Source organism: Lysinibacillus sp. NPDC094177 (assembly GCF_050279145.1).
GTDB lineage: Bacteria > Bacillota > Bacilli > Bacillales_A > Planococcaceae > Lysinibacillus.
Window position 1 is genome coordinate 94,466 of the sequence record NZ_JBNNTW010000002.1, and the last position, 25,172, is coordinate 119,637.

The window sequence follows — 25,172 nt, forward strand, 5'->3', positions numbered from 1 at the left end:
GCGAGTAGGAGAAATGTATTGCCTATGATACAATTGAATTATAAATTGAAGATAGAAAGAAAGGAGCGGGGTTGCTTTGGAACATAAAGGTATATTATTAGAAAGTGGCACAAATGAGCTAGAAATTGTTGAATTTGAAGTAGCTAACAATAAATTTGGAATTAACGTTATTAAAGTGAAGGAAATAATTCAACCTATTCCAGTAACATTTATTCCACACGCTCACCCGCATGTAGAAGGGATCATTCAATTACGAGGTGAGGTTTTACCAGTAGTTGATATGCTCCGAGTATTAGGTATTCAAAATACAGAGCGTAATTCTCAGCAAAAATATATTGTAGCTGAGTTCAATAAACAGCGCGTAGTATTCCATGTAGATAATGTAACGCAGATTCACCGTATTTCTTGGAATCAAATCGAGAAACCTTCTGATATGTATCAAGGAGGAACATCACAAGTAATAGGTGTTATTAAGCAAAATGAGCAAATGATTTTATTGCTTGATTTCGAAAGAATTATGGTAGATATTAATCCGGATTCGGGTATTAGTGTAGAATCTGTTAAAAAGCTTGGTAAACGTGAGCGCTCTGAAAAACGAATTTTAATTGCTGAAGACTCACCATTACTTCGAAAGCTCTTATTCGATACTATGAATGAAGCAGGTTATGAGAATGTTGAATTCTTTGAAAACGGTAGTGATGCTTATGAATACCTAGAATCCATCGTCAAAAGTGGTAGCAATGTAGCTGAACATATTCAATTAGTTGTGACGGACATTGAAATGCCACAAATGGATGGACATCATTTAACACGCAAAATTAAGGAAAATCCAGATCTTCAACAGCTCCCTGTCATTATTTTCTCAAGCTTAATTACGGATGATCTTCGTCATAAAGGTGATCAAGTAGGTGCAGAGGATCAAATTAGTAAGCCAGAAATTGCGGAGCTTATTTTACGAATAGACCAACTTATCTTATAAAATACAGTTTTAATAAAGATAAAGTTGGAAAAGGTACTTCACAATATTAATAATGAGTATCCTGAAAGTATATTAATAATTTTAAGAAAGTCGGATGCTTCTGTTAGGCACCGACTTTTTTGTATAGAAAAATGATGCTAGGAACAAAATAATAAGGTTCTATTTGTTGGGGTCAATTTTGACACGAAGGTAAATATCCTGATATTACCGAATAACTGGTTAGCGAAGAGCTCACAGACAAATCGAGGAGGCTAGGCTAAGCAGTCCGTCGACGAAAAGGGAGAGTAATCCCGGATTGTTTGAGTATCTACACATTGTGGCTCGCTTAAACATATGATACAGAACCAATAACAATATGCTGTACGCGCTAAGGAAGTGATTATTTGAATGAATTAAAAACCGCTATCATCGATATTGGCTCAAACACTATTCGATTAGTATTGTATAAATACGATAAAGAAGAGGGACTTCGTGAGATTGGAAATATTAAAACGGTAGCACGTTTACGTACATATTTACAGCCATCTGGTGAAATGTCTGGAGAAGGTATACAAGTATTAACAGAAACATTATTGACTTTTAAAGCAATGCTCGATGATTTTGAAGTGACTGATGTTAAAGCTGCCGCAACAGCTGCAATCCGTCAGGCGACAAATAGAGAAAATATCATTACCTTAATGAGAGAACGGACAGGCATTCAAATAGAGCTTTTATCAGAAGAAGAAGAGGCATATTATGGCTTTGTTGCTGTAGCGCATTCAATGGGCACGAAGTCCGCTGTAACTATCGATATTGGTGGTGGTAGTACAGAAATAACGCTTTTTAAAAATAAAGAACTACAGAAATCTTATAGTTTTCCTTTTGGTACAGTTTCTTTAAAGCAACGCTTTGTAAAGGGCGACATTCTGAATAGTAGTGAAAAAAAGGAACTCATTGCATTTATCAAAGAACAGTTCAAATCACTTCCATGGATTCAGGATATAGGTTTACCGATTATCGCTATTGGTGGTAGTGCTCGGAATATTGCTCAAATTCATCAACAAAAGAATGCATTTCCAATCGCGAGTGTACATGGCTACGAAATGACGAAGCAAAATTTAGAAGAGCTTAGTGTATTTTTAGATAATTTAAGCTTTAATGAATTGAAACAATTAGATGGGCTTTCAGTGGATCGTGCGGATATCATCGTCCCTGCATTAGAGGTTTTTAATGTGTTAATGGAGGTTGTTGGCAGTAAATTGTTCCAAATAACAAAGAAGGGTTTGCGAGAAGGACTCATTATACAGCGTATTTTGCAAACAGATAAAAGTGCTTTTGATAAGTACAATGTGATGGAGGGAAACGTTAAAAGATTGGCTCGTCAGTATGGTCGAACTGAAGAAGAAGTGGACTACTTGATGAATTTAATGGATCAATTGTACCGTGAATGTTGTAATCTTGGATATTTACAACATAATCCTAAAGATTTGCAATTATTAACGAAAGCGGCAAAGGTTTTTAATATAGGAGAGTATATTGAGTTAAGTTCGGCGAGCCAGCATACCTTTTATTTAATTGCGAACCAATCTATTGATGGGCTAAATCATAAGGAGCGCTTAAAATTAGCCCTTCTAGCTTCGTATAAAAATAAAGATTATTATCAACGCTTTGCTGCTCCGTTTACAGAATGGATGAGTCGTGAAGAGTATCGTAAAATTCGAGACTTTGGCGCAATTTTAAAATTTGTATATTCGTTAAATGTATCTAAAAGAAAGATTGTATATGCCATTAAGATGCATACAAAAGAAGATTATGTACAGCTTAGCATCTATGTGAAACACAATGTGGCCGCTGAAAAATATCAAGCAGATCGACATAAAAAACATCTAGAACGTGCACTAAAGATACCTATAAAAATTAACTTTATTGAAGAAGGGTTGGACAATTATGACAACTGAAGTTACGAATAATCAGTTACTTGAAGAGGGATTAACAGAAACACAGAGTCGATTACTAGAGGAAATCGCTAAGCCGCAATACTATAATAATCGTGAATTGAGCTGGCTAGCTTTTAATGAACGAGTTTTGGAGGAAGCAGAGGATGTCAACAATCCTCTGCTAGAACGACTGAAATTTTTAGCAATATTTAGCTCGAATTTAGATGAGTTTTTCATGGTGCGTGTTGCAGGTCTACAAGATCAGGTACGAGCAGGTTTCCATAAGCCTGAAAATAAGTCAGGCTTAACACCAAAAGAGCAATTAGCGAAAATTGCAGAGCGAACTCAGGCATTAGTGCGCCGACAAACTGAAGTTTACAGACATTTAATATATGATTTATTACCACAACATAATGTACATATTGCAGACATGAAAGACTTAAATAGTACGCAAAAAGCATTTGTCAATGAAATGTTTGCAGAAACCATCTTTCCTGTTTTAACACCCGTAGCTGTAGATGCATATCGTCCTTTCCCAACTTTGCTTGGTAAAACATTAAATTTACTTGTTTTATTAGAGCAAGATGACGCAGACTTAGAAAATCGTGAAAAGGTAGCAATTGTCCAAGTTCCATCTGTCTTAGATCGTTATATTAAAGTACCATCAGCAGACGGAGAGACAGTTATTGTCTTACTAGAAGACGTAATTGTAGCACATATCGAAAAGCTTTTTTATGGTTACAGTGTTAAATCAGCACAGGCTTTCCGTTTGACACGTAATGCGGATTTAACGATTCATGAGGAAGGTGCACGAGATTTACTTGTAGAAATCGAAAAAGAGCTAAAAAAACGTAAATGGGGTGTAGGGAGTCGTCTAGAAGTTCGTGAGGGCGAGATGAGCGAGGAAGTTCTTACATACTTACTAGATGAATTTGAAATTGAAGAAACAGATGTCTTTCATATAGATGGACCGCTAGATTTAACTTTTATGTTCTCGTTTGTAAAAGGCATATCTGTTGGTCGAGAACATTTAGCATATGAAAGCTTTATTCCACAGCCACCATTAGATTTGCAATCGGATGAAAATATTTTTGAAAAAGCTTTGCAGCAAGACATTTTTTTCCATCACCCATATGAGTCGTTTGCTCCAATCGTAGATTTTATCTCAGAAGCGGCGGTTAATCCAAATGTTTTAGCAATCAAACAAACATTATATCGTGTAAGTGGTAATTCACCTATTATACAAGCATTAAAGCTTGCAGCAGAAAATGGTAAGCAGGTAACAGTTTTAGTTGAATTGAAAGCACGTTTTGATGAAGAGAATAATGTGCTTTGGGCAAAGCAGCTTGAGCAAGCTGGCTGCCTGGTCATTTACGGTATGAATAACTTAAAAACACATTCGAAAATAACGCTTGTTGTAAGTCGTCGAAATGGAAAAATTGAGCGTTTTGTACATCTTGGAACAGGGAATTATAATGATGCCACTGCAAAAATCTATACAGACATGGGTATAATAACGACAGACAAGGAATTTGGCATTGATGCCACTAACTTCTTTAACTATTTAAGCGGTTATACAGAAAAGCCAACTTTTAATCATTTAGTCGTGGCACCATTTGATATTCGAGATGAATTTATTAGGTTAATGGATGAGGAAATTGCTTGTCACAAGAAGCATGGTAATGGTTTTATACGAGCTAAAATGAATTCACTAACGGACAAAGATTTAATGATGAAATTGTATGAAGCGTCTATTGCAGGTGTGAAAGTAGAGCTTATCATTCGTGGTATTTGTTGCATTAGACCAGGCATCCCTGGGATTAGTGAAAACATAAAAGTAACGAGTATTGTTGGTCGTTTCCTTGAGCATTCTCGTATTTATTGGTTCCATCATAATGGAGAAAATAGAGTATACTTATCTTCAGCAGATATGATGACTCGTAATATGATTAAACGTGTAGAGATTTTATTCCCTGTATATGCAAGCGAAGCAAAAGCTCGTATTATTAACATCATGAATACACAACTTGAGGATACAGCAAAAGCTCGTATTCAAGACTCCAATGGTAAATATCATTACAAAGAGTTTGATCGTAGTGAAGATCCAATTAATAGTCAGGAAATATTCCTAAAGGATGCACTAAAGCCTACGCTAGACGAAGAATAAAGCAAACACGCTACTTAGTGAGGGATATAATGAAAAAATATAAAAAGAATGTAGCGCAATTTGCAGACTATCATCAAATCATACAACTTAATCCATTTGATGCAGTCGTATGTTTGAGAAAAGTTGATACAAAAGCGTTTGAAATCGTTAATTTTAACGATAAGCTACCGTCATTAATTAAGCTACAAGATGTGAAAGCCACCAACGCAGAACATTTTTTTACGGAGCAATGCTGGCTGCAATTATCGAATATATTACAACAAGAATTAGCTATAGACCAAAGTCTAAAGGAATGTACGGAGCACAAAGTAAAATCATTTGTTGTGTGTGTACAGCCCTTAGAAAACGAAGTTGTAGCAGTTATTCTACGTGAAAAGCAGAATGAAGTAGAACCGTATTTGCAATTTGTGGAACAGCATGTAAGTCCGGTAGTAACAACTGATCTACAAGGTCGCATTATTCACCAAAACGTTGTTGCCACTTCTCTTTTGTCAAAAGAACATCAAAGCTTGATAGGACAAAATATTTTTTCATTATTAGAGAGTAAGTATATCAACGAATTTAAATTATTATTTGCAAAAACAATTGAGGGTTCAGCATTTGGTATGCCCCAATGCCTGTTTAAACGTCAATTACTAAGTAAAGAGCCATTTTATTTAAGAACGCATCCAACGTACTTTAATGGTGAAATTATAGGTGTACATTTATTTGTGAAAGACGCCAATTCATTTATGAATGATCATGAGGCCTTTTATTACCTAGCATTAATGGATGAATTAACGGGTATTTGGAATCGCAAGGCTTTTAAGGAGCATTGGCTTCAGCATTTAAATGATAAAAAGCATAATAAGCAAGCAGCTATTATTTTAGTGGATATTGATCGCTTTAAAAAGTTTAATGAATCCCTTGGTGAAAGTAAGGGAGATGAACTTATGCGAATGTTTAGTCATAGACTTCGTGAGCTTTGTTACTCCAAATGCTCGCTTTATCGCTATAATAGCGATGAATTTATTTTTGTTCTAAAAGATGCAACCGTCAACAAAATTGAACATACGGCTAACGCTATTTTAGACGCATTAAAACAGCCATTCATGATTGATGGGCAGGAATATTTTATTAGCGTGTCGATTGGTATATCACTTAGTCCAGCAGATGGCAAGGATTTAGAAACCCTTGTACGTAAAGCAGATAAAGCATTATTTTCTGTAAAAGAGCATGGGCGTTCACACTTCCGTTACTATCGTGAAGATATGACCACTATTTTTCCAAATGAGGCGCTGATGGAGGCCCATTTACGTCGTGCTATTGAATTTAATGAGCTCAGTATTCATTTACAGCCACAAATGGATTTAACGAATAACAGTATAAATAGCTTTGAGGCGTTATTACGATGGAATAATCGAAAATTTGGCTTTGTATCTCCTGCGCAGTTTATCCCTATTGCAGAAGCATCAGGCTTAATAATTGAAATCGGTGATTGGATTATTGACGAGGTATGTCGCTATCAAAAGGAGTGGCAGATGAAGGGCTATCGACCGGTACGAATTGCCATCAATATTTCGCCAAAACAATTTAGAAAAGAAAACTTTGCTCGGAAAATTAAAGCAGCCTTGAAAAAATATAATATACCACCTGAATTATTAGAGGTGGAAATTACCGAAAGCTCCATGACTAATGTCCATGAAACATTTTCAATTTTAACCGAATTGAAGCAACTAGGTGTTTATGTTTCAGTTGATGATTTTGGAACTGGCTATTCATCTTTAAGCTATTTAAAGCGTTATCCGATAGATATCATAAAAATTGATCAATCGTTTATAGCTGATATTGAGAAAGATGATAAAAATGAAGCAATTATTAAGGCCATTATTTCAATGTCCCATAATTTAGGATTAGAGGTCATTGCTGAAGGGATCGAGGAACCATCACAGGTTGATTTTCTAAAACGCCATCGATGCCAAAAAGGGCAAGGCTATTTATATAACAAGCCATTACCCGTAGAAACCATAGTTAATAAATATTTTGTTAGCTAATGAAAACTGATTAAGTAGCACTTCATCATGAATTGGATGAAGTGCTACTTTTTTAGAATTTAGAGAGATATCTAAGCAAAATGAAGGCATAACCTGATCTAAAAAGGGCATAACCTGATCACTTCTCCGAAGCCGATCAAAAAAAGGGCCAAACCTGATCATATCTCCTAGCTACTCGAATAGTAGCTTTACCCAGCAGTTTTCTGGGCAAATTGAACGAACGGAGATACAGTCGGATTAGAAAATGACTTCACCCGAGTGCAACAAGTTTCCGCATGAGCAAACCCTTCTAAATTTAGCTATTTATTTTCTACTTTCATTCCATCTAACACAATAGCTGTAAATTGCGCCATTTCTGCTGATAAATCAAAGTCTTCATTATGGATTAGCCAATCATAGACATTTGCACGCATACAACGTTGAATAATAGCCTGCACCTGAGTAATCTGCAAATCTTGACGAAATTCCTTAAGTCTAATGCCTTCCTCTATATAAGAATTGATAATTTGAAATATTTTCCTTTGTGGACTTATTAAATAATGATCTTGTTCCACTTGACTTGTCATCGCCGCAGTATAAACAGTGCGCATTAAGTCCTTTCCAATAATGTTTGTTAAATACATCATTTGTTCTTTATAAAGTGTTAGAATTTTTTCGCTTGCTGGCAAAGAAGAGTCTATATTTTTTTCCACAGTGCTATAAAAACTATCAAGTTCCTTAAATTTTTCTAAAATAACATCGTACTTAGATGGAAAATGAGTGTAAAACGTTCCCTTCGATACATTACATACTTTAGTGATTTGTTCAACAGACACATGCTCAAAGCCATATTCATTAAATAAATCTAATGATGCTCTGAGTAATTTTTCACGTGTTTCTAATGCTTTTTTTTGACGGCTCGTTAATGAATTCATATTCCCATATTCCTCCGAATTAAATATATTAAGATGTTCTTGCGAAAAAATCTGAAAATATAAAAATTTTGATTGACGATATGGATTTAATTTGATTATGATTTAAATGACTGAAGTCAATGACTGTGGTCATTCAGATTTTCTCGTACTAATGTTACGATAAAAGACTAGAGTTGGCTAGTGTGCATTGGATTTTCAAGAAAGAATGATATGTCTGCAACTTATTTAAAAAAAAAAAAATGACAACTTTAAAGGAGGACAAGAAATATGACAACGGCACATGAGGTTAAAACATTAACTCATTTCATTGGTGGAGAACTTGTTGAAGGAAAAAGTAGTCGCTTTGGTTCTGTATACAATCCAACGACTGGTGAGGTCATTGCTAAGGTGCCACTTGCAACGGTAGAAGAAACTCGGGAGGCAATTGATAAGGCACAGGCAGCTTTTCCGCAATGGCGTGATACGTCAGTAGCTAAGCGTGCAGAGGTCGTATTAAAATTCCGTAACCTTATTACTGAAAATATGGAGGAGCTTTTACAAATTATATGTAAAGAAAGCGGTAAAACAATCGAGGATGCAAAAGGTGAAATTACACGAGGTTTGGAGTCTGTTGACTTAGCTATGAGTGCACCTCATTTAATGAAGGGAGAGTATTCAGTCAATGTTGGCGGTGACATTAATGCCTACTCTGCTAAATATCCATTAGGTGTTGTAGCGGCCATTTCGCCATTTAATTTCCCAATCATGGTCCCTTTAGCGCAAACAAGTATGGCAATTGCTGTCGGCAATGCAGTTATTTTAAAAGCTTCAGAACGTGTTCCTATGACTGCCTTGTATGTTAGTGAGCTTTGGAAAAAAGCTGGGTTACCGGATGGTATTTGGACGGTAGTAAATGGGGATAAAGATGCGGTTAATGAACTATTAGAAAACCCGATTGTGCAAGCAATTTCATTTGTTGGATCGACACCAGTTGCCAAATATATTTATGAAACAGGCTCGAAATATGGTAAACGTGTCACAGCCCTTGGTGGGGGGAAAAACAATATGGTTGTTATGCCAGATGCAGATCTTGACCAGGTAGCAAATGCATTTATCGGAGCAGCATATGGAGCAGCCTCTCAACGCTGTATGGCCATTTCTACGATTATGCCTGTTGGAAAGGATACAGCAGATCGTCTTGTTGAAATCTTAAAGGAGAAAATCACTAACTTGAAGGTAGGTTCGTATACAGATCCAGAGACAGATTTTGGCCCAGTTATTTCACAGCATTCGAAGGAATCGATTATTGCTGCTATCAATCGAGGAGAGTCTGAAGGCGCAACAGTTATTTGTGATGGCCGTGAACTTGATATTGTCAAAGAGTCAAAAGGATTCTTCGTAGGACCAACACTGCTAGATAACGTAAAACCAGGCATGGAAATTTATGAACAAGAAATATTTGGCCCGGCTCGAAATGTTGTACGTGTTGATTCATTGGACGAAGCCATCCAACTTATTAATAAGCATGAGCTTGGAAATGGGGTAACAATCTTTACGAATGACGGTTTAGCAGCTCGTAAATTTACAACAGAAATCGATGTTGGGATGGTTGGCGTAAATGTCCCGATTCCTATCCCAGTAGGCTACCATAACTTTGCTGGATTTAAAGGTTCTCGTTTTGGAGAAGGGCATATGTTTGGTCCAGATCAGGCACGCTTCTTCACAAAAACAAAAACAATTTCAGAGCGTTGGATGGCAGGTCATGCATCGACAGCATCTACGTTTGCATTCCCAAGTAATAACGACTAGTTCAAATGAAGAGCTGTATTCTTTTGCAGCTCTCAGCATGTCGACAAAAGAATAAATATAAAATAATGTATGTCAATAAACAAAGGCTGATTTTTACTCTGAGTTGGCGCTTTCCGCGGGCTTGACTTCGATATCCTCGTTGCAGGCTCATCCCGCAGGAGTCGCCACTCTCCGTGAAAAAATCAACTGTTCCACATAGGACGATACTCGCAAACATATTATTCTCAGGAGAAATATAGGAGGGGTTTTGCGTGAAAGGAAAAACTGTTTTTATTACAGGAGCAGCCCGTGGTATCGGTTTATCCATGGCACTAGCGTTTGCTGAGCAGGGAGCGAACGTCGTTATAACAGATATTAATGAACAGCTTTTAGCGGAGGCAATTCAACACAATCCGCAATTAACTGCATACACATGTGATGTTACAGATGAACAAGCAATTCATGATGCGATTGACTTTACTGTTAAAAAGTTTAAGGCCATAGATATTTTAATCAACAACGCAGGGTTTCAGCATGTTTCTCTTATAGAGGATTTCGCAACAGAAATCTTCGAATCCATGCAAAAAGTGATGCTTGTTGCACCTTTTATAGCAATGAAATATGCGTTACCACATATGAAGAAGAATAAATTTGGATGCATTATTAATATGGCATCCATTAATGGTGTTATTGGGTTTGCAGGTAAGGCTGGATACAATGCTGCCAAACATGGGCTTGTCGGTTTAACGAAAGTGGCGGCGCTAGAGGTTGCAACTGAGGGGATAACGGTGAATGCCATTTGTCCAGGGTATGTCGATACAGAATTAGTACGTAATCAGTTTGCGGATTTGGCAAAGACAAGGGGAATTCAAGTAGAGGAAGTGCTTGAGCAGGTGCTTTATCCACTCGTTCCTCAAAAACGCTTACTAGATGTATCAGAAATTACAGGACTAGCTCTTTATTTAGCTAGTGATATGGCAAAAGGTTTAACAGGTCAAGCCATTATTTTGGATGGAGGTTATACAGCACAATAGCTAAGGCTAAGGGGGATGAAATATGATTCAAACAAAAACAATCTTCACAGTAAACTCACCAGGAACAATCCTTTATGGAAGAGATTCTTTTGAAGAAGTGGGAGTCTATGCGAAAAAACTGGGGACTAAGGCACTTATTATTAGTGATCCAATAATGGATAGCTTAGGCTTTGTTAATCAATGTAGCGCTTTACTAAGAGCTAGTGGATTGGAAGCGATTTCATATTTAGGTGTCACAACTGAACCAGTGGATACATATGTAGCAGAGGGGCTACATGTTTTACAATCTGAGGGTTGTGATATTATCATTTCTGTTGGTGGCGGAAGCTGTATTGATACAGGAAAAGCTATCGCAGTAGTTGCAACGAATGGTGGCTATATTGGGGATTATATGAAAATGGCAAAAATTGCAGAGCAAGCACCGATTCCACATATTGCGATACCGACAACAGCAGGAACTGGCTCAGAAGCAACGGATGTAACAGTCATTACTAACACGAAGAATGAAGTGAAAATGATGATTAAGCAGCCTGCATTTATGCCAAACATAGCGATTGTAGATCCGATTTTAACGGTTACATCTCCACCCGCCATCACTGCGGCGACTGGTATCGACGCATTAAGCCATGCTGTTGAAAGCTATTTATCACGTTTAGCCCATCCTTACTCGAATGTACTTGCATTATCAGCAATGGAGCTAATCGTTAATAATATTTTAAAAGTTTATAAACAAGGTAACGATATTGATGCTCGGGAAGCAATGTCTCTAGGTTCAATGCAAGCAGGTCTTTCCTTCTCAAATGCTTCTGTCGCTTTAGTACATGGCATGTCTCGTCCGATAGGAGCACTTTTCCATGTGCCGCATGGTATTTCCAATGCCATGCTTTTACCAGCAGTATTAGAATATTCAAAAGATGCTTGTATCGACCGACTAGCAGATATCGGTAAACTTTTTTATAAGGATGAAGCCACTTTGTCTCAAAAAGAGCTTGCCGATTTAGCCATTGTTTCGATTAAGGAAATGTGTAAGAAGATGGATGTAGGTAATTTAAAGCAATGGGGAATTGATGAGGAAGCATTTTACGCAGCCATTCCAAAAATGGCAACGGATGCAATCGCAAGTGGTAGCCCTGGAAATAATCCTAAGGTGCTGACACATGAAGAGCTAATAGAGCTTTATAAAATTGCTTATCATTATGAGTTTTAGGATTTCGGAAAAGAAACTGTCTAAAATAGAGTTACAAATCATATGTAATTTGTAACTCTATTTTTATTGTTTAGGAAAAATATACCAATTAATTAATGGGTGTGTTATAATTTCGGAAATTCGAACAAGGGAGTGGAGATTAATGGAGGAATGTTTTATTTGCAATAAACATGCTGGCAACATCCAAGCTTCAGAGTTAAGGATTTATGAAGACGAATATGTTTATGTTGGACATATTGATAAAAATGGAGCTCCAAATTATTTAGGTCATATTATGATTGATTTAAAAAGACATGCACCCACACTTGGAGATATGACTATAGAAGAATCAAAAGCTTTTGGTGTGATTATGGCTAGAGTCAGTAAGGCAATATTGGAGTGTGAAAAGGCAGAGCATATCTATTCGTTGGTTTCTGGAAATTCAGTGCCACATTTGCATATGCATTTAGTTCCTCGATATCCTAATACCCCTAAACAGTATTGGGGACCAAATGATGTGTATGATTGGGAAGATGCTCCGATGGGTGACGATATAGAAGTTATTAAACTTTGTACTCGAATAAAAACATATCTAGAGAATAATGCAGATGAGTGAAATTATAGAAGATTTTAGCTGGATAGGCAGCCAAGAAAATTTCATTGATCATCCAAATCTTTATCAAATCAAGCATGTTATTGTTGGGCGATATGGTGGTAATTCCGATGCAGGACAATATAAGAATGAAGATGGATGTTTGGTATGGATAGATGAAAAGGCAGATTGGGAGTTTGCTATTTTAATGGACGCTCATAATACAGCTGAGAGTGCTCAAATCATCATAGAGCAATTTATTAATAATAAGAATGAAATTAAACATTTATTATCATTACCGGCAAACCATCAAAACTTTAAAAGGATTGAAGAGAAGATTTTAACTATTTTTCTATCTGAAGAGTTTTTATCTGTTTGCAAAAATATTACTGGAGAAACTGCATGTTTAATTGTTGTAAGAAAGGATAAATATGTATGGTGGTTTTCAGTTGGAGACTGTGTTCTTTTTTTATTTCACCAAGAATTGGCTGCATTAGGTCAGTACCAATTAAATCAAAGGCAATTTTACGAATGGATAGGACAAGTCAATACTTTTGAACAGGACGTCCCTTGCTATAGTGTTGGAATAAAAGAATTAAGAAAAGGCGAAAATCGTCTTTTTCTAACTACAGATGGCTTAATTGAATGTCCCCATGAACCATACTCTAACCCTATTAACATTTATAATTCCTTCTTTAAATCTAAGGATAAAGAGAGCATTTGGTCAATGTTAAAGAATATCAAAAAAAATGGTGTCAGAGATAGCACTACCATAGTTTTTTGGAAAGTTGATATTTCAAAGGAAGCCACTAGAGCAAGCAATCAAGAAACAAGTTCTTAGTTGATTTTAAAAATGATGATTGTGATAAAATGTTGCGCAAAGGGAGGATACTCGCGCGGCAATGGCGGATACCCGCGAAAGGGTCAGCAGGCAGGCTGTGAGGACATCCCTTTCAGAAGGTACAGTATTTGAGTTCAAAAAGAACTCAAATACAAACATAGCAGTTACTATTTATCGTGCTTGGACAGAAGAAGAGGCTTGGAAGGTTTTAGCCGAGACTCTGAAAGTCACAAGCTAAGATTTATTAATTATTGCACATTTCGGTAATTAAACGACTTTATTATACTTTTTAAACATTAAATTAGGTAATAAGAACATGCTAAAAGGACAGAGAATATCAATATTATCTGTCCTTTTTTATTGGATTAGTATTTTACCGTACTGTTTTTTTTGATTGAAAATATCTTTGTGATTGTACACCTAAATTAAAAGCCGCTGCCACTGCGGTAAATATCCAAATATTTACCTGAAAGTTATCTATTTGAATTGGTCCTCTATTGAACAGCATAAAAATATTAATGGTAAACATCGATGATGTAAAGCATGCAAGAATGAATTGCCCCTTTAATGATTTGACCATAATAGAACCCCCTCTTTTATGTTAACCACACTTAATAAAAGGTTAACACGTTTATGTTGGTAGTTAAATAATAATATTCAAAAAATAGTGTATCTTTTATCCGCTTGACGCGAGGATACCTGCGGAAGAGAAGGAAATATCCGCGCGCAACAAAAAATCCCCAATATACATATATAGTTGTCACCTTTCATCCTTTCCCTAAACTTCTATCGAGAAAAGAATTCTATGTGTGTTTTGCAGAATTAATATGACATATACGAGAAAATATAGTAATATCTTATGTGAATGAACATTCATTTTTGCGGAGGGGGAAATTGTATGTTGAAGGGGAAAACAATTATTATTACTGGTGGATCAAGTGGTATGGGGCTTTATATGGCAAAGCAATTCGTTGCTGAAGGGGCAAATGTTGTTATTACAGGCCGTAACGAGGAGCGATTAGCAGAGGCGAAAGCCTTTATTTTAGAGGCTGGAAAAACGATTGAAACATTCCAAATGGATGTTCGAGTGCCTGAGCATGCAGAGGCAATGCTAGCATTTGCTGTTGAAAAGTTTGGACAGGTTGATGGGCTTGTGAATAATGCGGCTGGCAATTTTATAGTGCGTGCAGAGGATTTATCACCGAATGGTTGGAAGGCTGTTGTTGATATTGTTTTAAATGGGACATTCTATTGTTCTTCGGCAGTCGGAAAGTACTGGATTCAAAATAATATTAAGGGATCTATTCTTAATATGGTGGCAACTTACGCATGGAATGCAGGTGCTGGTGTTATTCATTCTGCGGCGGCTAAAGCAGGTGTATTATCATTGACTCGAACGTTAGCTGTTGAATGGGGGAAACAATATGGCATTCGAGTAAATGCGATTGCTCCTGGTCCAATTGAGCGTACAGGTGGTGCAGAAAAGCTCTGGGAGTCAGAGGCAACAGCTGCTCGTACGCTAGACTCTGTTCCATTAGGTCGTACAGGTACTCCAGAAGAAATTGCTGATTTAGCAACATTTATGATGTCTGATAAGGCGAGTTATATGAACGGTGAATGTGTGACACTTGATGGCGGGCAATGGCTCAATCAATATCCGTTCTAACTAAAAATCTTTGAATAATGAAGAGCTGGGTTGACGCATACTAAAGGTAAAGAAAGGAGTTTTGCCTATGGGTATGTGGTTGATACCGGCTCTTATTGCCATTACGATTATTTCTGTCATTTCGCTTGTGTCTACGCTGAAAATTGCCAAAATGACATCTGAACGGAAATCAGAAAATGATACGCCGATTTCAGAAACCGTTGAAGAGTATTCGACTATGCTCAACCCAATTGTTTGGGTATATATCATTTTTTTACTTTTTTTAGGGATAATGATTTTTTATTATTGGAGTAAGGCAGGCTATTAAAAAAGATTTTTTTCTTCATTCAGTTCATATTATATAAATATGGCTGAATGAAGATATTTCTCCATTGTCCTCAGGCAAAACCTCCGTTATATATGCACTTTCGTTACTTAGTTTTGTTCAAAATGCTTAAATAATTCATTGCTTATAAAAAACTCTTCTCGGCCTTGTCATGGTCATAAAAGGAATAGTTATGATATGATAGAAGGGAAGCATCCTGTTCTGCAAAGCGAGGACAGAAAAGGAGAAGAAGTTCATGATTTCAACTAACAGCAAAGACTTTTTAGCAATGCCAATTAGTGATTTTATTATTTCATCTGAAAAGGTTGCGCATGTACAGATTGGAAATAGTGCGGAACATGCACTCCTAGTACTTACACGTACAGGGTATTCGTCGATACCTGTTTTAGATTTGAAATATCGGCTTCAAGGTTTACTAAGCATGAAAATGATTACTGAATCCATTCTTGGACTAGAACATATAGAATATGAAAAGTTACCCGATATTAAAGTGAATACAATAATGGAGAAAGATATCGCTGTATTAAAGTTGACGGATACTTTTCAACGAGCTCTTGACTTAGTTATTAATCACGCCTTTTTATGTGTTGTGGACGAAGAAGGAACATTTGCGGGAATTTTAACGAGACGTGTTATTTTAAAGCAATTGAAAAAATATATTTATCAAAAAGAGTAGTAGTTTAAGAGGGGACTCAGATGAAAATCATGAGGCCCTCTTTGCTTGTATCGGAGGTATACTAATTGATGGCAACGGAGGCTGAAATTTTAAAAGTACTAGCAGAGGAACGTAATATGCGTAAAGCAGCAGAACGACTATTTTTATCTCAACCAGCACTTTCTCAACGGTTGCAAACTATTGAAAAGGATTGGGGCGCGCAGTTATTTATTCGTTCTCAAAAAGGACTTACAGCAACACCTGCTGGAGAGCTTATTATTGCCTATGCAACTGAAATGCTCAGCAAAAAAGAAGAAATCTTTGAAACAATCCAATCATTAACGACGAAAGTAAACGGGACCTTGAAAATTGCCTGTGCATCGATCGTCGGCCAAAACTGGCTTCCGATAATATTAAAAGATTTTGTAACGAAATATCCTGAGGCAAAAATCTCTCTTATGACCGGCTGGAGCTCTGAAATTGTAAAAGCGCTTTATGAGGGGGAGGCTCATGTAGGGATTGTGCGTGGGCAGGTTGATTGGAAAGGAGAAAAAATTCACCTTTTTCGGGACACCCTTTATTTAGTAGATAAAGAGCTAAAAACTATAGAAGATGTCCTGACGACAGATCGACCTTTTATTCAATTTAAAAGTGATTCTAATTACTATCAGGAAATTCAACAATGGTGGCAGCAGCATTTCGCTTCAAATCCAAGAAAACAAATTTTAGTTGATCAGATTGAAATTTGTAAGCAAATGGCATTGAACGGCATTGGTTATGCTATTTTACCTTCAATCACTTTAAATGACCATGATGGTATTAATAAAATAGCATTAACTAATAATGAAAAAGAATTTGGTTTAACGCGTGATACTTGGCTAATTGGCTATGAATCCTCATTTGAGTTACGACAAGTAGAGGCTTTTGTAGAGGTAGTGCAAGACCATGCGCGATGTTTGTTTGATTATACGAAATAAGAATAATATCAAGGCAGCTCGAGTGATTCACTTGGGGCTGCTTTTTTTATCCGATTCTTAATCTCACCATAGCGTGGGGTTGATTTCCGTTCCGACTGGGCGCTTTATTGCTGACGCTTCGCTTTCGCACAGAGCAAAGCTTCATCAAGGGTCTCGGGCCAACAGATGTTTTTTGCGCGAAAGCGTAGTGCAACGTAGCGACAGCGACAGCACCGATGTTGGTCACGAAGGCGTTATCACAGGACGTGATGGTTTTAGCCTTCGTTCCTCTTAATCGCTGATCCCCAAGGAGTCGCCCAGCTCCACTTCAATCAACTTATTCGCATGACATAGGTTTAAAAAAATGTCATCCAACTTTTGAATTTTATCGACTAACTTTCGCGTTTTATCACCCAACTTTTGAATTTTATCGACCAACTTTCACGTTTTATCACTCAACTTTTAACTTCTTAACCTCCACTCCACTTACATGCATACATTTTAATAAAATATCAACCCCACACTTTGGTAATTAGTTAATTCTTAAGAGTTTATGAATATTCATGAAGATATCATAAGAAATGGAACAAAATGCAATTTTAAACGTATAATTATTTAACCATCAATTTACATAAAAAAGGGGTTGGGTTTTTGAAAAAAACGAATATTACGGCACTCATACTACTATTCTTGCTTGTTATTAGCTTTATTCTTCCTGTGGAGCAGGCAAAAGCAGCCGCAACATTGGATGTACAGGCTAAGGTAGGGATTGCGGGTAAAGCTAAATACCAAACAGTTGTGCCAATTCAGGTAACAGTAAAAAATAATGGTACAAATTTTTCTGGAGATATGGTGATCAATGCCTCCAGTTCCTATCAAGCAACATCAGCACAAGTTATTCCAATAGATATAGCGGCAGGAGAAGAAAAAACATTTGATATTTATCTAGATGGTAATTATTCAAATGAAGATGCGTTTGCCTTTTTTGAAGGAGGCATAGAAAAAGGAAAAAAGGTTGCTTATGAGGGAACAAAGCAGCTACAAGCTAACTTTTTAGATCCTTCATCAGTTTTTATCTATACATTAACGGATAAAAGTGATCGTTTAGCAGCATTTTTGCGTTTATCTCAATTAGCTCCTCAAAATAATGTTGAAGTTTTCAATTTAAATCAAATCAAGGATTATATTCTGCCGGAGGATACTCAAGGATTTGCAATGGCGAACGTTATCGTCATCGATGAAATTGCTATTGCTGATTTATCGCAAAAGCAACAAGATTCTTTACTAAAATGGGTACAGAATGGTGGAACTTTATTAGTAGGAGCTGCTGATCAAGTAAATGCAACAGCAGGTATTTTCAAGGATTATTTACCACTAAAGTTATCCAAGCAAATGACATCTGTTTCGGCAGATAGTCTATCAAAATTATCAGGCGGCGGAACTTTTACACAACCTATTTCTATTTATGGAGCTACTGAAAATCAAGGAAGTATTCCTGTATTAATAGATAACAATAAGATTTTAGCGTCTAAGAAAAAGGTTGGCAGTGGAGAAATTATTCAAACAGCCTTTTCTCTAGGGGATCAGCCACTAGCGTCTATGGATGGCTATCCAGCATTAGTGGGAAAATTGTTAAATATTCAAAAGATGACACCACAAGGGATGACCGTTAATGGACAGTCGCTGGTGGATCAAATTTCATATGACCTGCGTAATATAAATGAATTATTCCCTTCGTTTGAAGTATCTGTAAGCTATATGGTAATCGTTATTGTTTTATATATTTTAATTATCGGACCTATTCTATATTTCATTTTAAAGAAAATAGACAAGCGTGAACATGCATGGTGGATAATTCCTGCGATATCCATTGTGTTATCTATTGCCCTATTTATTTTTGGTGCAAAAGATCGAATTGGGCAACCGCAAATTCAACAATCTGCATTTTATAAAGTAAATGAAGATAGTAGTGTAAATGGTTATTATGTAGAGTCCATCTTAACAAATCGCAGTGGTGATTTTGTTGTTAATGCAGATAAGAATACAAGTGCATTCGCGCTACGAAATTCTAATGATTTCGCAGGGATAAGGGAGGATTTACATGAAATATCCTATATTAAGGAAAATGCCAATGGTTCAACGTTAACACTACGTAATTTAAGCTATTGGTCTGTTCAGTCGTTTGCAGGGAAGTCAGCGGCACAAAATATTGGCAAGATGGACATTGATATTACGCTAAATAATGAAAAGCTAACTGGGACAATTAAGAATAAATTCCCGTTTGCTCTAAAGGACGTTACTTTAATCTCTGGCATTAAAGAAGTTAAACTTGGCGACATTGAAGCGAACGGTACACTTAAAGTCGATAAGGAGCTAAAAGCAACAGTTCTTCAAAAACCATCTAATTATACTAGTTACAATTATAATAATTATCCAGCGAAGAAGGAAGAAGTGGATCCTTCACGTATCGAGCATATGAAATCTATTGCATTACCGCTTGTAGAAAATGATAAAAAGCCTGTCATTACAGCATGGGCAGATCAAGCAATTGCTGGCGTTGAGCTAGAGACAAGTGCTAATATGTCACCGATTTCCTATTTTGTTCAGCCGTTTGATGGCAAAGTAGAGCTATCAGGTCCATTTACGATGAAACGTAACAACTTTATGTATACAGCAAACCCACAATCTCCTAATTCGTATGCTGAAAAAGTGGATGAACAGTTAAATAGTTGGCGCTTGTCTGATGGTTTATATGAAGTATCCATTGCGATGCCAGATAATTTTATGAATTCAGTTCAAACATTAAACGAACTGACGATTTCGAATAAGGATACTGATCGTATGCAGCTTTCGATTTGGAATAACGAGAAGAAAAATTATGAGCCATTGGTAGATGCGAAACAGGTGTTTACAGATAACATAAAAAAATACTTCAATGATAATGATGAATTGCTGATTGAGATTAAATTCGGACCAGATCAAACAGGTGAGGAAACAAAATTACCAGATGTAGAGCTGAAGGGAGTGGCGAAATAATGATTGAAATTCGTGATTTAACGAAGAGATATGGCTCCTTTACAGCACTAGATCATTTGAATCTATCTTTGGAGGAAGGAGTTGTCTTTGGCTTTGTAGGTGCCAATGGGGCAGGTAAATCGACTACATTTTCGATTTTAGCAACCTTGCTGGCTCCTACTTCTGGTGATGCTCTTATTAATGGGAAAAGTGTTATTAAGGAACCAAAGGAAGTTCGAAAACAAATTGGCTATATGCCAGATTTCTTTGGTGTCTATGATCAACTAAAAGTAGATGAATACTTAGACTTTTACGGTGCCAGCTACGGCATTGGGGCAGCTGAACGAAAAGTACTTATTCCACAGCTGCTTGAACTCGTAAATTTGACAAATAAACGTTATGAATATGTTGATTTACTGTCACGTGGGATGAAGCAACGTCTATGTTTGGCACGTGCTCTTATCCACGATCCTAAAGTATTAATTTTAGATGAACCTGCTTCAGGTTTGGATCCACGTGCCCGAGTAGAAATGCGAGATATTTTACGGAATTTAAAATCTATGGGGAAAACTATTTTAATCTCCTCACATATTTTGCCTGAGCTTGCAGAAATGTGCGATGAAATCGGTGTGATTGATAATGGTAAGCTTATCGCTCATGGCAATGTGGCTTCCATTCAAGCACAGCTACAGGGGGAGAAGCGTATCGTAGTAAAAGTAACGGATTGTTTAAACGAGGTACGTGCATTCTTGGAGGAGGATCCACTGATCTCTTCTATAAATGTAATGGAGAATCGTTTAGAGATAGCCTTTAATTACCGTGGGGCAGATGCTGATCAGGTAGCACTATTGAAAAAAGCAATACTTGCGAATTTACCTATTTATGCGTTAAGTGAAGAGGAAAAAGATTTAGAAGATGTCTTTATGGCTATTACGAAAGGAGCGGATAATCAATGATGGAACGATTTTATAATCCGGTATTCGTAAAAGAATTGAAGTTACGCTTCCGTTCTTTTAAAAGCTTTTCAGGTTTAATGTTTTATTTAGCTGTTATTTGTATTTTTATAGTAGGATTTTTGCTTATAACAACTGGATTCACAGGTAAGGGTTTCTTTAGACCAGATATGAGCTTTATGATGTTTGCGGTCTTAACAATATTACAAATGGCTCTTGTTCTTTTTATTACACCTAGCTTAACTGCCGGTGCAATTAGTAGTGAAAGGGAAAAGCAAACATTAAATATTTTACTAACAACGACACAAAGCTCTACTCAAATCATCATTGGAAAATTATTATCCTCGGTAGTATTTTTAGTATTAATGCTTATCGCAGGGCTACCATTGTATAGTTTAGTATTTTTATTTGGTGGTGTATCGCCGTCTCAATTAATCTCGATATTTTTATTTTATTTATTAACAGTTGTAGCAATCGGTAGTATTGGTGTTATGTTTTCAACGATTACAAAGCGAACAATTGTTGCGATGATTTCTACGTACGGTTCGATAATCTTTTTAGGTGGCATTACAGCGTTTTTCTTCTTTTTATCAATGGCCTTCCATCAAATGGGTAATGCCATAGGTACTACTACTTCTTATATGACTTACTTCTGGGCTTCTATTAACCCGGGTGCATTAATGCTCACGCTTACTTCACCAGCTATGGGCGATGCTTTAGTACAAGTTTCGGGAGTGAAATTACCTGTATGGATTAGTTATTTAATAGCTTATTCATTGATTATTGTTTTTTGTTTAACAATTGCGATTAAAAAATTACGTGCCAATATGAAAAGCAACCGATAAGGAGGAAATATTATGGAGCGCCGTAGGCAATTACGAAAATATATTCAACGTGCAAAGACGAGTTTAACAGTTGAAAGAAGCGTTCCAATTGCACAGTACGGCTTGTTTTTGGCATTGCTTTCGAGTGCTTCTCTCTTCCTCGTTTCAAGGCTATTTGTTTGGCCGTATTATCGCCAAACAGCTCTTGCTACCTTTATCGTTGTCATACTAGGAACATTGCTATTTATATGGTGGAAGCGTGTAAAGGAAAAGGAAGCATTGCATACATTGGATGATTATTTTTCTCATAATGAGCTTGTGACAGCCTTATCGTTCGAGGACGATAAGGACCCACTCGTTCTATCTTTACTAACGAAAGCGATAGAAAACGTAGAAAAGGCATTTGCTGATTTTAAGGCACGAAAGAAAAATTTGTTTCGTCCAAAAGCATTGATTGGATTATTTGGAACAGCTGTCGTACTGGCCATTCTTTATATGTTCCCAGCAGCTACACAAATTGAAGCGATTGAAGTGGAAAAAGAAAAAGCTGTCATTGAGGACGTAAAGAAGGAAGTTGCTAAATTAGAGAAAAAAGCAGAAACAAAAGAAGTGAAAGAGCAATTAAAAGAATTGCAAAATACGTTAAAAGAGGCAGAAACAGCTGAAGAGGCATTACGCGAAGTCGTGAAAAAGCAAAAGGAGCTTGCTTTAAAGGAACAACAATTAAAAGATAAGCAAACTGCTAGTAAGGATGGCGCTTCTGAAGAGCAAGGCTTATCGAAAGAAGAAGTGGAGCAAATGAAGGAGCTTGCCCAAATGCAGCAGGAGCTAACACAAAATGCAAATGCTACTCAGACAGCTATGAGCAAGCTTGGGAAACCCGCAAGCAATACTTTACAAAATGCTATCGCGAGTGCCAATAGTGCCAATAACAATCAGCAAAATAATCCTAATACCAATCCATCAGCGAATTCACAGCAAAGTAATCAGCAAGGTCAAACAGGACAACAAGGCCAAACTAATTCCCAAAATGGATCCCAACAGGCTAGTGGTAAAGGTCAGGCACAAGGGTCGAATCAAAGCAATCAAAAAGGTCAGGGACAAGGCAGTGGCCAAGGACAAGGGAACAGACAAGGGCAGGGACATGGTCAAGGTCAGGGAAATGGCCGTGGTAATGCTCAAGGAGGTAAAGGTGCAGGCACAGGACAGGGCGGCCGCGATTTATTAACGACACCAAATAGAATTGGTGGCTCTAGTCAGACTTCAGTTGATGGTGGAGCATTAGGAGATGGATCACATGTATCAGAGCAACAAGGAAATGGCCCGATTACTAAAGGTACTATCCGCCCATATGAGGAAGTTATAGGCTCCTATAAAGATAGCTATTTAGAAAGCTCAGAGCGTTTGCAATTACCGAAGGATTTACAAAATGTCGTGCAATCTTATTTCACGTCAATTGAGTCTCAGTAGGAGGAAAAGGAATGTCATTTACAGAGCAACAATATGTTGAAATGAGTACGAAATTACAACAAGTAAAGGAAGAAATTCATCACTTTATCGTCGGACAAGAGGAAGCAATTGATTATACATTATACGCAGTCCTTGCTGATGGGCATGCATTATTAGAGGGCCTACCGGGTTTAGGGAAAACGATGTTAATCCGTACAATTTCTGAAGTACTAGATTTATCATTTTCGCGAATTCAATTTACACCAGATTTAATGCCGGCGGATATTACAGGAACAAGTATGATTGAACGCACAGCTGATGGCAAGCAGCAGTTTACGTTCCAAACAGGTCCGATTTTTAGCCAAATGGTATTAGCGGATGAAATTAACCGAGCAACACCAAAAACACAAAGTGCACTGCTTGAAGCTATGGGTGAAAAAACGGTAACCATCTTGGGAGATACAAAGAAGATGGCAAGGCCATTCTTCGTGTTAGCAACACAAAACCCGATTGAGATGGAGGGAACGTATCCTTTACCAGAGGCGCAAATGGACCGTTTCTTATGTAAAATTCTTGTGCCGTATCCTGAGAAAAGTGAGTTAATGGAAATTATGAAGCGGACAACAGGCGCTAAGGAAATTGATTTACAAAAGATCATGAATACAGAAGCACTTATTGAAGCACAGCAAATGGTGAAGGAAGTACTTGTTGCTGATGAAATGCTTGAATTTGCGACGGATCTTGTTGTAGCTACACATCCTGAAAGAGTGGATGCAATCGCTGAGGTCAAACAATATGCCATGTATGGTAGCGGCCCTCGAGGTTTACAAAGTTTAATCAAATTAGCGAAGGCAAGGGCGCTTATGAATGGACGTTTCCACGTTTCTGTAGCAGATATTAAATCTGTGGCTAAGCCAGTCTTACGCCATCGTATGCTGTTGAATTATGAAGGGGAGGCTTCAGGCAAAACAGCAGACGATGTGATTGATGTCATTTTAGAAAAAGTACAGCAAGGTGTTAGTAGGTGACAAAAAAATTATTATTGCCCGAGGATTGGCTAGCGAAAATCAGTCGCTTCCAAGTGGCAACGGCCTCCAAATTACGTGGGCAGCACAAGGGCTCGCACCGTTCGCAACGCTTCGGGGCATCGCTCGATTTCTCAGATTTTCGTGAATATCATTTAGGTGATGATGTACGTCAGGTGGATTGGAACGTCTTTGCGAGAACTGATAAATACTTCATTAAACGTTTTTTAGATGAACAGGAGATGCGTGTACATATTTTGCTAGATACAACTAAATCTATGGGCGATCAAGCAAAATGGACTTTTGCCCTGCAAATTGTCGCATCACTTGGCCTAATGGTGCTCGGTCGCGATGATCGCTTATCATTTTCTTGTGTACAGGATGAGGTGAAGCCGCCGTTTCGTCGTAAAGGTGCTATGTATCGTCGTGCTTTTTTACAGCTAGTCACAGAAATTGAGCAAGCGACCTATACAAATAGCTTCGCACTAGGAGCTTTAAAAGCATTGCCTAAGGATAGTACCGTACTATTTATTGTCACAGACGGACTTGAGCCGATCAAGGAATGGGAGCAACTTTTAAAAAGGCTGCCACGTTTTGCAGGGGATGTACGTATTTTGCAAATAGTTACGCAAGAAGAAATTTCACCAGAATTTTCGGGTGATGTACGTTTACTCGATCGTGAAACGGGCAGAGATGTGAATGTTACCATGTCTTCAAAGGTTCTGGACACATATAAGGCAAGACGTTTATTACACGAAGAGGAATTTGAAGCAATTTGTCGGCGTTTCGGTGTTCGACAATTACAGCTTAAAGTAGAGGATGGATTACAGCATGCCATCTTCCAACAATTATTAAAAGCACATTGGATTAGGTGA

Annotated in this window: 21 protein-coding genes; 19 read left to right on the forward strand and 2 right to left on the reverse strand. The window is 37.3% G+C overall.

What is annotated here, in order from left to right; translation table 11 throughout:
* The first annotated feature begins 76 nt into the window (after nucleotides 1-76).
* The 4 genes from ACQKNC_RS04025 (at nucleotide 77) to ACQKNC_RS04040 (ending at nucleotide 7,095) form a co-directional block, all read left to right on the forward strand.
* Nucleotides 77-979, forward strand: coding sequence for a chemotaxis protein (locus tag ACQKNC_RS04025; protein ID WP_427423591.1), 903 nt, complete (start codon nucleotides 77-79; stop codon nucleotides 977-979).
* Between the two features lie 383 nt (nucleotides 980-1,362).
* On the forward strand, nucleotides 1,363-2,916 hold the full coding sequence (locus ACQKNC_RS04030) for a Ppx/GppA family phosphatase (protein ID WP_427423592.1): 1,554 nt from the start codon (nucleotides 1,363-1,365) through the stop codon (nucleotides 2,914-2,916).
* Entirely contained in the window at nucleotides 2,906-5,062 is a 2,157-nt protein-coding gene (locus ACQKNC_RS04035) for an RNA degradosome polyphosphate kinase (RefSeq protein WP_427423593.1), read from the forward strand. The genes ACQKNC_RS04030 and ACQKNC_RS04035 overlap by 11 nt, the downstream gene beginning before the upstream one ends.
* Before the next feature lie 29 nt (nucleotides 5,063-5,091).
* Complete coding sequence (locus ACQKNC_RS04040) at nucleotides 5,092-7,095, forward strand: EAL domain-containing protein (protein WP_427423594.1); 2,004 nt, start codon at nucleotides 5,092-5,094, stop codon at nucleotides 7,093-7,095.
* Between the two features lie 299 nt (nucleotides 7,096-7,394).
* Here ACQKNC_RS04040 and ACQKNC_RS04045 read toward each other — a convergent pair whose 3' ends face one another.
* Nucleotides 7,395-8,009 carry a TetR/AcrR family transcriptional regulator gene (locus tag ACQKNC_RS04045; RefSeq protein ID WP_427423595.1) on the reverse strand — a complete coding sequence of 205 codons (615 nt, stop codon included), beginning with the start codon at nucleotides 8,007-8,009 and terminating at the stop codon, nucleotides 7,395-7,397.
* Nucleotides 8,010-8,276: 267 nt separating this feature from the next.
* On the opposite strand from ACQKNC_RS04045, the gene ACQKNC_RS04050 reads away from it, so the two are divergent.
* From ACQKNC_RS04050 to ACQKNC_RS04070, 5 genes are all read left to right on the forward strand, one after another.
* Nucleotides 8,277-9,797: a CoA-acylating methylmalonate-semialdehyde dehydrogenase gene (locus ACQKNC_RS04050; protein WP_427423596.1), complete on the forward strand. Its 1,521-nt coding sequence runs from the start codon at nucleotides 8,277-8,279 to the stop codon at nucleotides 9,795-9,797.
* Nucleotides 9,798-10,048: 251 nt separating this feature from the next.
* A complete protein-coding gene (locus ACQKNC_RS04055) occupies nucleotides 10,049-10,810 on the forward strand; it encodes a 3-hydroxybutyrate dehydrogenase (RefSeq protein WP_427423597.1) in 762 nt (253 codons plus the stop codon).
* Between the two features lie 22 nt (nucleotides 10,811-10,832).
* A complete protein-coding gene (locus ACQKNC_RS04060) occupies nucleotides 10,833-12,017 on the forward strand; it encodes an iron-containing alcohol dehydrogenase (protein ID WP_427423598.1) in 1,185 nt (394 codons plus the stop codon).
* Nucleotides 12,018-12,159: 142 nt separating this feature from the next.
* Nucleotides 12,160-12,612, forward strand: a complete 453-nt coding sequence (locus tag ACQKNC_RS04065) for an HIT family protein (protein ID WP_427423599.1) — start codon at nucleotides 12,160-12,162, stop codon at nucleotides 12,610-12,612.
* A complete protein-coding gene (locus ACQKNC_RS04070) occupies nucleotides 12,605-13,429 on the forward strand; it encodes a protein phosphatase 2C domain-containing protein (RefSeq protein ID WP_427423600.1) in 825 nt (274 codons plus the stop codon). The genes ACQKNC_RS04065 and ACQKNC_RS04070 overlap by 8 nt, the downstream gene beginning before the upstream one ends.
* A 373-nt stretch (nucleotides 13,430-13,802) precedes the next feature.
* Here the strand turns inward: ACQKNC_RS04070 and ACQKNC_RS04075 are convergent, their stop codons facing one another.
* A complete protein-coding gene (locus ACQKNC_RS04075; protein WP_427423601.1) occupies nucleotides 13,803-14,009 on the reverse strand; it encodes a hypothetical protein in 207 nt (68 codons plus the stop codon).
* A 318-nt stretch (nucleotides 14,010-14,327) separates the two neighbouring features.
* On the opposite strand from ACQKNC_RS04075, the gene fadH reads away from it, so the two are divergent.
* From fadH to ACQKNC_RS04125, 10 genes are all read left to right on the forward strand, one after another.
* Nucleotides 14,328-15,095, forward strand: coding sequence for a 2,4-dienoyl-CoA reductase (fadH, locus tag ACQKNC_RS04080; protein WP_427423602.1), 768 nt, complete (start codon nucleotides 14,328-14,330; stop codon nucleotides 15,093-15,095).
* 67 nt (nucleotides 15,096-15,162) lie between these two features.
* Complete coding sequence (locus ACQKNC_RS04085; RefSeq protein ID WP_427423603.1) at nucleotides 15,163-15,402, forward strand: short-chain dehydrogenase; 240 nt, start codon at nucleotides 15,163-15,165, stop codon at nucleotides 15,400-15,402.
* Between the two features lie 253 nt (nucleotides 15,403-15,655).
* Nucleotides 15,656-16,096: a cyclic-di-AMP-binding protein CbpB gene (gene cbpB / locus ACQKNC_RS04090; RefSeq protein ID WP_427423604.1), complete on the forward strand. Its 441-nt coding sequence runs from the start codon at nucleotides 15,656-15,658 to the stop codon at nucleotides 16,094-16,096.
* Between the two features lie 68 nt (nucleotides 16,097-16,164).
* Nucleotides 16,165-17,052, forward strand: a complete 888-nt coding sequence (locus ACQKNC_RS04095; protein WP_337992200.1) for a LysR family transcriptional regulator — start codon at nucleotides 16,165-16,167, stop codon at nucleotides 17,050-17,052.
* A gap of 630 nt (nucleotides 17,053-17,682) precedes the next feature.
* Nucleotides 17,683-20,067 (forward strand): hypothetical protein, encoded by a 2,385-nt coding sequence (locus ACQKNC_RS04100; protein ID WP_427423605.1) that lies wholly within the window; start codon nucleotides 17,683-17,685, stop codon nucleotides 20,065-20,067.
* A complete protein-coding gene (locus ACQKNC_RS04105) occupies nucleotides 20,067-21,002 on the forward strand; it encodes an ATP-binding cassette domain-containing protein (protein ID WP_427423606.1) in 936 nt (311 codons plus the stop codon). Before ACQKNC_RS04100 ends, ACQKNC_RS04105 begins: the two co-directional genes overlap by 1 nt.
* Nucleotides 20,999-21,844, forward strand: a complete 846-nt coding sequence (locus ACQKNC_RS04110; protein WP_427423607.1) for an ABC transporter permease — start codon at nucleotides 20,999-21,001, stop codon at nucleotides 21,842-21,844. The genes ACQKNC_RS04105 and ACQKNC_RS04110 overlap by 4 nt, the downstream gene beginning before the upstream one ends.
* 12 nt (nucleotides 21,845-21,856) lie before the next feature.
* Complete coding sequence (locus tag ACQKNC_RS04115; protein WP_427423608.1) at nucleotides 21,857-23,293, forward strand: hypothetical protein; 1,437 nt, start codon at nucleotides 21,857-21,859, stop codon at nucleotides 23,291-23,293.
* 11 nt (nucleotides 23,294-23,304) lie between these two features.
* Complete coding sequence (locus ACQKNC_RS04120) at nucleotides 23,305-24,300, forward strand: AAA family ATPase (protein WP_427423609.1); 996 nt, start codon at nucleotides 23,305-23,307, stop codon at nucleotides 24,298-24,300.
* Nucleotides 24,297-25,172, forward strand: coding sequence for a DUF58 domain-containing protein (locus tag ACQKNC_RS04125; RefSeq protein WP_427423610.1), 876 nt, complete (start codon nucleotides 24,297-24,299; stop codon nucleotides 25,170-25,172). The genes ACQKNC_RS04120 and ACQKNC_RS04125 overlap by 4 nt, the downstream gene beginning before the upstream one ends.

Bases quoted from the DNA above. Each gene is read 5' to 3' on its own strand.
- ACQKNC_RS04035 (WP_427423593.1), top strand. From the start codon at position 2,906: ATGACAACTGAAGTTACGAATAATCAGTTACTTGAAGAGGGATTAACA.
- ACQKNC_RS04040 (WP_427423594.1), top strand. From the start codon at position 5,092: ATGAAAAAATATAAAAAGAATGTAGCGCAATTTGCAGACTATCATCAA.
- ACQKNC_RS04045 (WP_427423595.1), bottom strand. From the start codon at position 8,009: ATGAATTCATTAACGAGCCGTCAAAAAAAAGCATTAGAAACACGTGAA.
- ACQKNC_RS04050 (WP_427423596.1), top strand. From the start codon at position 8,277: ATGACAACGGCACATGAGGTTAAAACATTAACTCATTTCATTGGTGGA.
- ACQKNC_RS04060 (WP_427423598.1), top strand. From the start codon at position 10,833: ATGATTCAAACAAAAACAATCTTCACAGTAAACTCACCAGGAACAATC.
- ACQKNC_RS04065 (WP_427423599.1), top strand. From the start codon at position 12,160: ATGGAGGAATGTTTTATTTGCAATAAACATGCTGGCAACATCCAAGCT.
- ACQKNC_RS04070 (WP_427423600.1), top strand. From the start codon at position 12,605: ATGAGTGAAATTATAGAAGATTTTAGCTGGATAGGCAGCCAAGAAAAT.
- ACQKNC_RS04075 (WP_427423601.1), bottom strand. From the start codon at position 14,009: ATGGTCAAATCATTAAAGGGGCAATTCATTCTTGCATGCTTTACATCA.
- fadH (WP_427423602.1), top strand. From the start codon at position 14,328: ATGTTGAAGGGGAAAACAATTATTATTACTGGTGGATCAAGTGGTATG.
- ACQKNC_RS04085 (WP_427423603.1), top strand. From the start codon at position 15,163: ATGGGTATGTGGTTGATACCGGCTCTTATTGCCATTACGATTATTTCT.
- cbpB (WP_427423604.1), top strand. From the start codon at position 15,656: ATGATTTCAACTAACAGCAAAGACTTTTTAGCAATGCCAATTAGTGAT.
- ACQKNC_RS04095 (WP_337992200.1), top strand. From the start codon at position 16,165: ATGGCAACGGAGGCTGAAATTTTAAAAGTACTAGCAGAGGAACGTAAT.
- ACQKNC_RS04105 (WP_427423606.1), top strand. From the start codon at position 20,067: ATGATTGAAATTCGTGATTTAACGAAGAGATATGGCTCCTTTACAGCA.
- ACQKNC_RS04110 (WP_427423607.1), top strand. From the start codon at position 20,999: ATGATGGAACGATTTTATAATCCGGTATTCGTAAAAGAATTGAAGTTA.
- ACQKNC_RS04115 (WP_427423608.1), top strand. From the start codon at position 21,857: ATGGAGCGCCGTAGGCAATTACGAAAATATATTCAACGTGCAAAGACG.
- ACQKNC_RS04120 (WP_427423609.1), top strand. From the start codon at position 23,305: ATGTCATTTACAGAGCAACAATATGTTGAAATGAGTACGAAATTACAA.